The organism is Flaviramulus sp. (assembly GCF_982512915.1).
This window is the reverse complement of sequence record NZ_CEWOCJ010000005.1, coordinates 176,537-189,301: the sequence shown is the minus strand read 5'-3', so window position 1 is coordinate 189,301 and position 12,765 is coordinate 176,537. Positions and strand designations below refer to the sequence as shown.

The 12,765-nt window shown below is 32.0% G+C and carries 7 protein-coding genes; 2 read left to right on the top strand and 5 right to left on the bottom strand.

Annotated features, from left to right (window positions below):
• Nucleotides 1-161: 161 nt before the first annotated feature.
• Nucleotides 162-533: an amiloride-sensitive sodium channel family protein gene (locus AC1XJX_RS05625; RefSeq protein ID WP_482002985.1), complete on the top strand. Its 372-nt coding sequence runs from the start codon at nt 162-164 to the stop codon at nt 531-533.
• 336 nt (nt 534-869) lie between these two features.
• The gene (locus AC1XJX_RS05620; protein ID WP_482002984.1) at nt 870-2,519 is read left to right on the top strand and encodes a solute:sodium symporter family transporter; all 1,650 of its coding nucleotides are present in this window, start codon (nt 870-872) and stop codon (nt 2,517-2,519) included.
• Between the two features lie 402 nt (nt 2,520-2,921).
• On the opposite strand, the gene AC1XJX_RS05615 is transcribed toward AC1XJX_RS05620, so the two are convergent.
• The 5 genes from AC1XJX_RS05615 to AC1XJX_RS05595 all read right to left on the bottom strand — a co-directional run bounded on the left by AC1XJX_RS05615 (nt 2,922) and on the right by AC1XJX_RS05595 (nt 12,742).
• Nucleotides 2,922-4,358, bottom strand: a complete 1,437-nt coding sequence (locus tag AC1XJX_RS05615) for a T9SS type A sorting domain-containing protein (RefSeq protein WP_482002983.1) — start codon at nt 4,356-4,358, stop codon at nt 2,922-2,924.
• 207 nt (nt 4,359-4,565) lie between these two features.
• The gene (locus AC1XJX_RS05610) at nt 4,566-7,859 is read right to left on the bottom strand and encodes a VCBS repeat-containing protein (protein WP_482002982.1); all 3,294 of its coding nucleotides are present in this window, start codon (nt 7,857-7,859) and stop codon (nt 4,566-4,568) included.
• 98 nt (nt 7,860-7,957) lie between these two features.
• Nucleotides 7,958-8,866, bottom strand: a complete 909-nt coding sequence (locus AC1XJX_RS05605) for a glycoside hydrolase family 17 protein (RefSeq protein ID WP_482002981.1) — start codon at nt 8,864-8,866, stop codon at nt 7,958-7,960.
• A gap of 33 nt (nt 8,867-8,899) precedes the next feature.
• Nucleotides 8,900-11,263, bottom strand: coding sequence for an MFS transporter (locus AC1XJX_RS05600; RefSeq protein WP_482002980.1), 2,364 nt, complete (start codon nt 11,261-11,263; stop codon nt 8,900-8,902).
• Between the two features lie 39 nt (nt 11,264-11,302).
• The gene (locus AC1XJX_RS05595) at nt 11,303-12,742 is read right to left on the bottom strand and encodes a glycoside hydrolase family 30 protein (protein ID WP_482002979.1); all 1,440 of its coding nucleotides are present in this window, start codon (nt 12,740-12,742) and stop codon (nt 11,303-11,305) included.
• Nucleotides 12,743-12,765: the final 23 nt, after the last annotated feature.

Genomic DNA, 12,765 nt, shown 5'->3' with positions numbered 1-12,765 from the left:
AACCATACAATCCATGCAAAACAGTTGCTGATGAAACCTATCGTCAAATCAACTGTCAACAGACCTGTGTCTATAAGCGATATGCCGCCAAATATGGATGTTCCTATGTTTCCTATCATAGCTTTATGTCAAACAATTTCAGTCCAAGCAAATGACTTGACGTGGAAACTGAGGACCGTCTGAAATACAAAGCTGATTTGTGGAAGGTGTATCTATTGGCGAAAGAAGAATTTAGCAAAGACTGTTTAGATCAGTGTCCAAAGGAATGCACAGCTGTTAAATATGCCGCTGAAGTAGTCACGCGGGCGAATTCATCAACAAGTCCTCTTGGTCAAGATGAAACCTTGTTCAGTTTCTCTTTCAGTGAGCTCGAGTATGAAGTGATTAGTCAGATTCCTAAAGTTACTATATTTTCTCTTGTTGGCAGTATTGGTGGTACTTTGGGCGTTTTTATCGGTATTAAATTTATGAGTATTGTCGAACTCGTAGAATATTTTGTAGAAGTTCTTTATATATTTTACTCAGAACATTAATTTTAACACAGAAGACTTCGTTTATGTGGTGAAAACACAAAAAGATTACAAAAAGAACCCAATAGCAACAAAAAACCTAAAGATAAAAAAATATATATGGAACGTTTCATTATTTAAATATCATGTTTATGACTCAAAAATATAACTTTTGAAGCTAAGTTTTAGTATTTAATTAGCTAAAAAAATAATACGTAAGCTATTATATAGATTTCAATCTAATAATTTATAAATAGCAAGTATCAAAGACTTATTAACTTTGTATTAGTCAGTTTTTTTAGAATTCTTTATAAAAATTAAATTTCTATATTTGATTTCTTAACTAAACAAAAAAATAGTATGATTGGAATAATTTCATTCGTTGGCTTTACGGCATTAGTAGCTATCATTTCATATTTCGCAACACGATCTACAGATGAAAAATCATCAGATGGATATTTTCTCGGAGGTCGAAGTTTAACCGCCGGCGTTATAGCAGGGTCTTTATTATTAACAAACCTCTCTACAGAACAGATTGTAGGACTAAATGGAAGTGCTTACAAAGATGGTTTATCTGTAATGGCTTGGGAAACTTTAGCAGCCATAGCCATGGTGGTAACGGCTATGTATCTATTGCCGAGATACTTAAAAGGAGGACTAACTACTGTGCCTCAATTTTTATCTAAACGATTTGATGTAAGTACAAAAACCATTACATCTGGACTATTTTTAACTGGTTACGTTATTGTGTTATTACCAGTTATTTTATATTCAGGTTCTGTGGCGATTAGTGGTATGTTTGATATCCCTACTATGTTAGGTGTTTCTGATAAAAGCGCTATTGTAATTTGTATTTGGGGTATTGGAATTATCGGATCTATATATGCTGTATTTGGTGGTTTAAAAGCGGTTGCTGTATCAGATTCTATAAATGCAATCGGGTTATTAATAGGAGGTATTTTAATCCCTGTTTTTGGTTTAATGGCTATTGGTGATGGTAGTTTAATGACAGGTTTAGATACCTTAATGACTTCGAATCCTGATAGATTTCACTCGATGGGCAAACCTGGGCAAGAAGTGCCTTTTAGTACTATTTTTACAGGCATGATGCTTGTACAATTATTTTACTGGGGTACCAACCAACAAATTATACAAAGAGCTTTAGGTGCAAAAAATTTAGCTGAAGGACAAAAAGGACTACTATTAGCTTCTTTTTTAAAAATTTTAGGGCCATTAATTTTAGTATTACCAGGTATTATTGCGTATCATTATTTTGAAGGTGGTTTATCTTCAAGTGATTTGGCTTATCCAGAGTTGGTGCGTGCAGTATTGCCAAAACCGTTAGTTGGTTTCTTTGCTGCTGTGTTGTTTGGGGCTATTTTAAGCTCATTTAATAGTGTTTTAAACAGTTCTGTAACCTTATTTGGAATTGATATTTATAAACAACACATCAATCAAGAAGCTGAAGAAAAGACTATTGTAAAGTATGGTAAAATATTTGGTATTTGTTTAGCCATTGCGGCTATGTTTATAGCTCCGCTTATTGCTAATGCCGGAAGTTTATTTAACTACTTACAGCAGATAAATGGTATTTATAGTATTCCAATATTTACAATTATAGTTGTGGGGTATTTAACTAAAAGAGTTCCAGCAATTGCTGCTAAAATTGGTATCATTTCAGGTTCTGTATTATATATTTTTAGTCAATTTTGGTTAGGTCCAAATTTGGTAGAAACCGCTTTGGAAAATGCCAAATCTTCTGGTGTAACTGATGAGGCAACTTTAAGGTTGGTTGAAGCTAGTGCATATCCACACTTTTTACATGTGATGGCTATTTTGTTTGTTTTAAATATCGCCATTATGTTAATCATAGGTAAGATTAAGCCAAGAGTAACTGCTTTTGAGTTGGAATATACTAAACAAGTTGATATAACGCCTTGGAAACATACTAAAATAGTTGGTGCTTTAATTACACTAATTGTGGTATGTATTTATATTTATTTCGCATAAATATTTTATTATATAAAATCTTAAGCTCTGAAAATGTAATAATTTTTAGGGCTTTTTTATTCTATATATCTTAAGATGAATAATAAGTTTTTATCGTTTTTTTAATTAAGTTATTATGCTACGAGGTTTATGATTAACGAATAAATCCAAAACGATGTCAAATATCTTTATTCTACATTAGCTCTGATGTTACATTATGTAACATTGGATTTATTTTTTTGAAATAGATTGTTTGCTATTAAAAAATATGATAAAAACAGAAACTTTTATTTAGTTTGATTATGAGTTATGTATTTTAATAGTATCTAATGATGGATTAGATTTATTTGAATATCTCTTAATTTTAAGCAAAAAAAAGCGCATCGTTTTTGATGCGCTTTTTAAAACTAGTAAAGTTAGCTTTTATTGCTTAACCAGTTTAACACTGTTTATACCACTATCAGTTTTTATTTGAGCAAAATAAAGTCCAGATTTTAAATTTGAACCATCAATTGTTGCCTCAACTGTATTAGGGTTTAAAGTCATAACATTTTTACCTAACATATCAAATACTTGAATAGAAGACATTTTAATATTTTTGGTTTTTATGTTCCAGTTATCTTGAGATGGATTAGGGTATATGCTAACTTCGTTTAAATCGAAATTTTCTGTACCTAAAGTTGTCCCTTTATGAAAATATAAATTAGTAAAATAAGTTGGACCAAAAGCTGGACCTGCAGCAATTATTTGAATTTGCTGAATATTATTTCTTGCTAAACTACTACCGGTAAAAGTAGATAAATCAAAATCACCACCAATCCATGCACCGGCACCATCTGTGAAAACATTAATATTAGTGAAAATATTATGTTGAAAAGCTCCAGAAGTTGTATCAAAGTTTTGAAGTTGAAGGGTTAAAACAGAACCAACTGCACCTGCATTTTCTACCCAAACATCTATGTGTAAAGTGGTGAAATTTGTTAAATCAAATCCAGAACTAGTTGAAGCAAAATATCCAAACTGTGCTCCACCACCAGGAGAAGGCGTTACAAGTAATCTTGTATCATCAGTTGTAGCTACGGTGTAATTGGATATACTTGCACCTGCAAATACTTGAACACCAGTTGGTGTTTCATCTGTATAGGCAGGAGTAACTACAGATAAAACATCTGCCGCAGGACGAGCCGGAGGAGTGGGTGCTGCTGTTGTAGGAGGCACTAAACATGCTGTACATACCCCTCCACAATCAACATCAGTTTCATCTTGATTTAGAATGCCATCAGAACAAGTTGCCCCACTAGGAGCCGTTCCTATTATGTTATCTACATAAATTGTTATTGGTGCATTAGAAACACAATTTGGAGATCCTCCTTGTCCTGAATAACTACCCCCAGTACCCCAAAGCGGGTAAAATATAAGGTTTGTGTAAACACCATTTGCAGGGGCTGTGTTATCATCTCCATTTTGAAAATTAAAAGTTAATTCTTCCCAACCAGTACCACCATGAAGGGCAGCCGCTGCAGAAGCAGGTCCACCACCAGCAGTTACTTTAGCTAATATACCAGCAGCAGTTGTAGAGTATACATGTGCTTTAACTAACTTGTTTGTAGTTAATTCTAAATCAGCTCCTTGTAAAACAAGTTCAGCACCTTGCCACGGATGAGCAGCTGCACTTGCAATAATCTCAAATGAATTTGTACCTGTGAAAGCTTGAGCGCTACTAATTGATAAACCTGGAGGCGTACAACCACCTTCTGCATTTAATGTCGGAGCAGCACCATCAAAACTTTCGATGAGATCCGTTTGTGAAAAGCCTAATGATGCAATGAACATCACTAGTAAAATTGTAATTTTTTTCATGTTTTAATTTAGTTTTATATTTATAATATATAAAGTAAAGTGTTTTTATTTAATTTTTGGGTAAAAACCCCCTATACAAAAACTATACATAGCAAATAAAATAGTTATTTAAACAGGGTTTTTTATTTGTTTAAATTATTGATTATCAATTTTTTAATTTAAAATTACTTAAATTTATAAAATATTTTAATAGCTATACATTTTAATTTAATCTTTTAAATCAAAAATAGTTACTTCCTTATTGTTATTTGTTACTAAAATTAGGTCTTTAGTACTTAAGCTAATTCTTTTTAATTGTCTACTATCATATGGTACATAAAAACCACTTTTTTCAGGAGAAATATAAGAAAACTCGTTATTACCATTTCCTAAAAGAATAGTTCCAAATCCTGCATCATAACGAGCTGTTTCAACTTCTACACCATAATGATTACCAACTGTAAGGATATCTTGATAACCGTCTTTGTTAATATCAAAAACGATAGACGATTTTAATGGTGCAATTTGTGCCATATTTGGTAAAGCTTTTCTTATTAATTTTCCATTATCATTTATAAGTATTATACTTTCAAAACTTTTTATTTCATATTTAATAGCACCAGCAACCTTTTCTTCAGGTAAAATATCTATTAATTTTGAAGATGCGAAACTATGATAATCTTTAAATTTTTCGGCCACATATGGCATTTGTTGGCTAGTACATTCTCTACCTCTAACAGGCACATAATCATTTTTATAAAATTTTGCTAAAACAATATCGTTTGTGCCATTATTATCAAAATCGTTTGCGTAAACTTTAAATGGGTGCTCTGCAGATGCTTTAAATTTGTTATTCTTACCAAGATTACCAATTATATAATCGTCATCTCCGTCATTATCTAAATCACTAGCTGTTATAGACCACCAAATACCTCTGGTATCTTCTAGTCCTAGCTTTTCCGAATTATCTTCAAAAATACCATCATTATTTGTTAGTACTTTTATCTCCATCCATTCACCAACAATTATTAAATCTTCATCATTATCATTATCAATATCTGTAAAAACTGCATCTGTAACCATTCCTATATTCACTAAATCTGGAGCCCAATCTGAAGGAGCCTTTTTAAAATTACCATTTTCATTAATTAGCAAATAACTTGTAGCTGGGAAAGTATATTTTCCCGATATGAGTCGGGTACCTACAAAAAGGTCTAAATCCCCATCTTGATCAATGTCAGAAGCTTTAACACATTGAGTACTTTCAGTTATATTTGGAAGTGCACTTATATTTTTGGTAAAATTACCATTCCCATTATTAATGTATAATCTATCTTTTAATAAAGGATTTCCACTATTAAATTCATTACCACCGCTAGCTATGTATAAATCTAAATCATTATCTCCATCTACATCTAAAAATAAGCAACCTAAATCTTCTGAATCTTTATCATTTTCCCATGGCTGAGAAGCGCTTTTTGTGAAAGTTCCTATTTTATTTTGTAAATATAAAACACCACTTTGACCTATAGCACCTCCAAGAAATATATCGTCTAGACCATCGTTATTGATATCTTTAACTGCAGAAAAAGGTCCGTTTTGAGATAGCTTGTGTGGTAATAATATTTCTATTTCAAAATCATCATATTCATTTTCTTTATGTTCAAAGTCTATACCCAAATTATTAGGTTTGATTTTAGAAAAAAATGTTTCATTTTTTTCTATTTTTCTTTCCGTATTTTTAGCGTTAGAAATATTTGCTACTATTTTTTTATTTGCTTGAACATTTTCAAAAATATTCATTTGACCATTTGGCCATAAGACTTCTACTTTTTCAACTTCTGTAACTTTTCCTAAACCAAAAAATAAGTTATTTTCAACTGATGATAAAAAACCTCTTGTGACAGTATTTTCAGCCATTTGCATTTTATCATTGTAGTAAATTATTGCCTTAGCTCCAATTCCAAAAGTATTTTTATCAGAACCCTTCAGTTCTATTTTCAAGAAATTACCGGTTGCTTTATTTTCATAAACAAAAGCAGGAGCATCAATATTATTTACAACTATATCTAAATCGCCATCGTTATCTAAATCGCCATAAGCCATTCCATTTGAGAAACTTGGTGTATCAAATCCCCAATCTTTAGTTACTTTTTCAAATACTAAATCACCTTTATTTCTCAATGCGTAATTTGCAATTGGTTGAGATGGAGTTTCTTTACTTAGCTGGAATAGTTTTTCAGCTGTTGCATCTTTACCAAGGTTTAGTACTTTATTACGGTAGTCATTATTATCTACATCTTTTTTTATTCCATTTGATACAATAATATCTTTTAATCCATCGTTATCTAAATCAACTATAAGACTAGCCCAACTCCAATCTGTAAATGCAATTCCTGCCATGTTTGCGATATCAGAAAACGTACCAAGACCTGTATTAATTTGTAAAGTATTCGACATGTATTGATAATGAGCACCCGCCTCAACTAATGTTTCAAAAGCTTTAGTGCTCATAGAAGCCATATTAGTTTTTGATCTGTAATGATCTTCAGGTGTCATGTCTGTAGTAATTAAGTCAAGATATCCATCATTATTAATATCACCAGTATCTGATCCCATACTCAACTGCGTAATATGCTTTAATTTTTCATTAATTACATTTTTAAATGTGCCATCCCCATTGTTATAGTACATAAAATCTGGTTCAGCATAGTCGTTTGCAACATAAAGATCCATCCAACCATCATTATTAAAATCTGTAGCATTAACACTTAAGCCATAAGCAATATTGGTAGAGATACCTACTTCTTGTGAAACATCATGATATCTACCATTATCATTTCTGTATAAACGATCTCTAAAAAATTTAAATTGATCTTGAGGTATTTTATTTATTAAAAGCAATTTTTTATCTGCTATTTGATTAACCTGATACATATCTAAGTCACCATCATTATCCATATCAAAAAAAACAGCTTGTGTAGAAAAACCGTAATCAGCAAGACCATATTGAAGTGCGGATTCTGTAAAAGTTAAATCTTGATTATTAATATACAATTGATTTCTTCGATCTTCTGGATTTGCTGATATACCGTTTCTGCTAACGTAAATATCTAAATAACCATCTGCATTTACATCTGCCATAGTAACACCCCAAGTCCAACCCGAATTTTTTGCAACTTTTGATTTTTTTGTAATATCTTCAAATTTAAAGTCACCTTTATTTAGGTATAACCTATCGGCAACTTGGTTACCTCCAAAAAAGATATCCGGTAATCCATCATTGTTTAAATCACCAATAGCTACACCAGATCCAACATACATTTGGCTGTAATAATAATGATTAAAAAAAGTAGATTCTTGTATGGAATTACTAAAATCAATACCTGTTTTTTCTTTAGGTAGCAAATTAAAACCTCCAATTAATTCTTCAGGATATAAATCTCTGGTCGATTTTTGGCATGAAACTCCAGTAAGAACTATTATCAATATTGATTTTAAAAAAAATGTATTTATTTTCATGATTTTGATATAAAAAATGCTTTATGTTAAAAGTAAAATAGCATGTGGGAATTAAAAATTGCCACATGCTAATTTATAAAATCTAATTTGTTTTAATATTAAAACTTGAGTTTTTCATGCTTATCCCAAAGTCCCCAATAGGCGCCTACATCACCTTCTGCACCAACTTTCCAAGATTCATCAAAAGATGAAAAGTAAAAAACATCAATAGCATCTTTTGAAGACCATAATTGTGTGTTTATAAAATATCTCATGGCATTTTCTCTGTTTGAAACAGCACCTCTTAAACTACTGCCCTCACTAGGCCAACCAGTTTCTGTAATAATAACTTTTTTACCTCTTGCTGCATCTGATGCTTGACCATACATTTGTTGCATATGATTTAATGATCCATCTATATGACAGCCTTCCCAATAAGGGTAGCAGTTACTTAATATAACATCACTAGCATCAACTAGTTCTGGATGAACTGAAAACTCATAATAAGCATCAACATAACCAACAGTAACGTTAGGTAGTGCTTCTTTAACACGGCGCATGTATTCTAGAAGTTGCTCTAAAGTTAAATCGTTTCTATAAAGTACTTCATTGCCAACAGCAGCAATATCTACACAACCTTCATTTCCTAATTGAATCAAAGCTTCTATTTCTTCTTCATTTTTTTCCATATCATCGCCTAGCCAAGCACCAACCATTGTTTTTAAGCCATGTTTATGAGCTATTCTAGGGATGTTTTCATTCCCTTCAATACAAGAAAAAGAACGAATCCATTTCGTATATGGTTTTAAAATATTGATTCTACGTTCTACTTGCTCTTCTGTTATTGTATCACCTGGCTCTTGACCATCTTCGTACATACTAAAACAGATACCATGCATGCCGTTTTCCAATGTTTTTCTCCAGAGTTTTTCTAACCCTTCTGATGAATAATTACTAAAATCTACTCCAGCATAATCAGAATAGTTTCCATCTTTTAGTAAATAATTATGTTCGCCTCTATATGACATTTTGTGAGAATTGTTAATTTAGTTAGTATTTTTTTAATTTATATATTTAAGTTCTTCGTCTTTATCCCAAATGCCCCATCGTGCGCCAAGTTCACCTTCGATTCTAACCTTCCAAGTTTCATCAAATGATGAGAAGTGGAACATTTCTACCTTATGGTCTTTTGCCCATTGTTGGGTTTGTACAAAATACTTCATAGCATTTATTTGAGATGGATCTGCATTATCTACTGTACCACCTTGACTAGGCCATCCCGTTTCTGTAATAATGATTCTTTTACCATTCCCAGCTTTTTGAGTTAGAGCATGCATTTGTCTTAAATGTAGTAAAGAATCTTCTATACTAGATCCTTCCCAGAAAGGATAACAATTTGATAAGATAACATCTGAAGCTTCTACTAATTTTGGACGTTGAATAAACTCGTAGTAAGTATCAACAGTACCAACAGGGATATTGGTTCCTACCAAAGCTTTTTTAACGGTTTCGATGTAATCGATGAGTTCATTTTCAGTGATTTCACCTCTCAATAATACTTCGTTACCAACAGCAGCAACATCAACATATCCAGATTTAGCCAATTTTATTAATGTATCAATTTCCTTTTTGTTTCTATTTTTATCATCACTAATCCAAGCACCAACAATAGTTTTTAATCCTTTATTATGTGCTATTTCAGGTATTAATTCATTACCCTCTGTACATGAGAAAGAGCGCACCCATTTGGTGTAGGGAGAAATAATTTCCATACGTCTTCTGATTTGTTTTTCTGATAAGATATCTCCCGCTTTTTGACCTTCTAAATATGGACTAAAACACAAACCATGTAAGCCATTTGATAGATTTTCTGAGAATAATTCTTTTAAGTCTTCTACATTTTTATTACTAAAATCTATTTCCTTAAACTCACCTAAAGTTACATTATTATTTAACGCTGAGAGTAGTTTACCTCCTCCATATGAAGAAGAAACTTGTTTAGTTTTTTTCTTTTCTTTTCTTTTTGATAATTCTGCACTTATTTCTAATGCACGCTCTTCAGTTAGATCATAATCACGCATAACATACATAGCAATTGCAGTTCCTAATATAGGGAATGCAGAAAAGAAAATTCTTAATCCAGTAACAGCTCCTTCAGGTTGGGTAGCTGCACCAGGCGTAAAGTCTAACATAGACATTATAAGCCCACTTAATAAACCAGCTATAGCTAAACCAAATTTAACCATCCACCAGTAAATAGCCCCAAAAATTCCTTCTCTTCGTTGTCCAAAATTTAATTCATCTAAATCACATACATCAGCTGTCATTGACATCATTAATGTAAAAAGCCCACCAATTCCAAAAGAAAAGAAAGGCATAGCAATTAAAAACATATATGGTTTACCAGGAATAAAAAGAAACCAAAGCATTATGTAACCAATAATAGAAATTCCTTGAGAAGCTAAAAACGCATTTTTTTTGCCTACTATTTTAGACATTTTCGCAACAATAGGAATTACAATAAACGTAGTAACTAAAGCGCCTACACTACCAAAAAGTGTTGGCCATATCCAAGCGCCTTCATCACCAGTAACCCCATTAAATAAATAGTAAACTATGATAAAAAAAGAAAAACCTGCAATGGTATTAAATGCATTAAAAATAAAGAAAGTAGCGATACATAATTTTTTAAAAGGCACTAATTTAAAAGCTTCTTTAAAACCTTTTACAATTCCTTTTAAACTTCCCCCAATGTTTCCCATTGTCAAAGGCTCTAAACTATCATCATCTAAAGTTGATTTGTCTTTAAGAAATATAGCAGGAATTGCTGCTAATATACCACAACCAATACCTACCCATAGTGCCAAAGTTCTTGTAGCTACATCAGCAGATTCAAACCAACCTTGATCATACATAACCACCCAAAACCAAGGTGCAATTACCCAAGCCCACTGTCCAATCCATTGTGCTACAGCCATAATATTTGTACGTTCATGGAAATCATCGCTCATTTCATAACCCATAGCAACGAATGGCACACTAAAAATGGTAAGGCCTAAATAAAAAATAAGAGACCAGATTAAGAAATATGTAAAATTATAATTGATGCCATCGTCACGATAAAGTTGCCACATCAAAGTAAATGAAATACCCATAATTATAGCTCCAATCATAACATAATGGCGGCGTCTTCCCCATTTAGATTTTGTATTATCAGAGATAAAGCCCATTATTGGGTCTGTTATAGAATCAAAAACTCTAGGTAAGAAAAATAAAACACCCCACATCCATGTTGGGAATCCTAAATCTTGTACTAATACAACCATAAAAATTCCTAACGCAGCAGGAAACATTTGATTTGCTAGCATTCCTAATCCGAACGCTATTTTTTTTCCAATGGGGACTTTATTAGTTTTTGATGACATATTTAATTGGTTTTAGTTAGTTAGTGGTTAGTTGATAATTTATTTAATTATGACGGTTTGAATAGCCTTTGCATTAATAGAAAATTCAACTGATTTATTATTTAGTAACAAATTAATGCTACTTCTATTTTCGGTTTCGTTAAAAATCACAACAATGGTACTTCCATCAGGATTTTCAGCTGCTGTCACCATTAAATTTTTATCTGAATTTTCAACTCCAATAACTTTAGCATTTGGTCTAATATATTTACTAAAATGTGCCATGGTGAAGTAAATTGGTGTAAAATATACTTCATCATTTTCAGGATCAACTATTACAGGTGCAATACACCAATTTTTAAACCAGTTTGGACCACCTTTTTTATCGAGCACCATATTCCAGTCTACCCAGCCGTCTACCCAATTATTAAGACACCCAATGATATCTCTCGCATACCGATTAACTGGCGCATACTTAGGGTGTAAATATTTATCATCCTCAGGTGCCCAGTCCCATCCCCAGTCTGTAGCTTCTTTTTTCCAATACCAAGAATCATCTAGCCAAACAGGAATTTCTGCATCTATACAAGCTTCTGATTGTATTAAAAGTTTAGAAGGCGCTTTGTTATGTGCATATTGTAATTCTTCAGGAAAATAATCATAAGTACTTGCATACCAATGAATAGCCGTTCCATCAAAATATTTAGAAGTTTCTTCATTTTTAAATTGAGAATCTACCCATTCTTTTAAGTGTTCTCTGTTTTGATCATAGCCTAAAATTTTTAAATCTCCTTTTCCATCAGCTTCCAATTTTGGGCCTAAATAATTTTGAACAAAATTGGTCATTTCATCAGGAGTGTAATGCATACTTTCCCAGTTATTACCATTACCTAAAGGTTCATTTTCAACAGTAAAGCCCCAGATATTAATACCTTCTTCTTTGTAGGCATCTGCAAATTTTGAGAAAAACAAGGCCCAAGTATCATAATATTCAGGTAGTAGTTTACCACCAACCCAATTATTGTTATCTTTCATCCATGGAGCAGCTGTCCAAGGTGAGCCGAAAATTTTAAATCCATCTGTAGAGGCTGCCATAGCGTCTTTTATAAATGGAATTAAATCATCTTTATCCTCGTGAATACTAAAGTGCTCAAGAGTTTTATCGTCTTCTACAGGTGTGTAAGAATAATTACTTAAAGAAAAGTCACAGGAATTCATGTGTGTTCTTGTTAAAGAGTAGTGTGCACCTTCTTTACTAAAATAGGCATTAATAATTTTTTTACGATTTTCTTTACTTAATTTATTCAACAAAAATGCGGATGATTCAGTAAAAGCACCTCCAAAACCTGTTATTGTTTGAAGTTTTTGTTCAGGTTTTAGTTTTATAGTAACTGGATTTTCTGAAATATTGAAAGCTGATATTTTTGTTAATTTATTTCCGCTTTCAGATGTTTCATATATTTCAACGCTCAATTGGTTTTGTTTGTCAGAACAATTCATAATCACGAAAACTAAAAAAATGT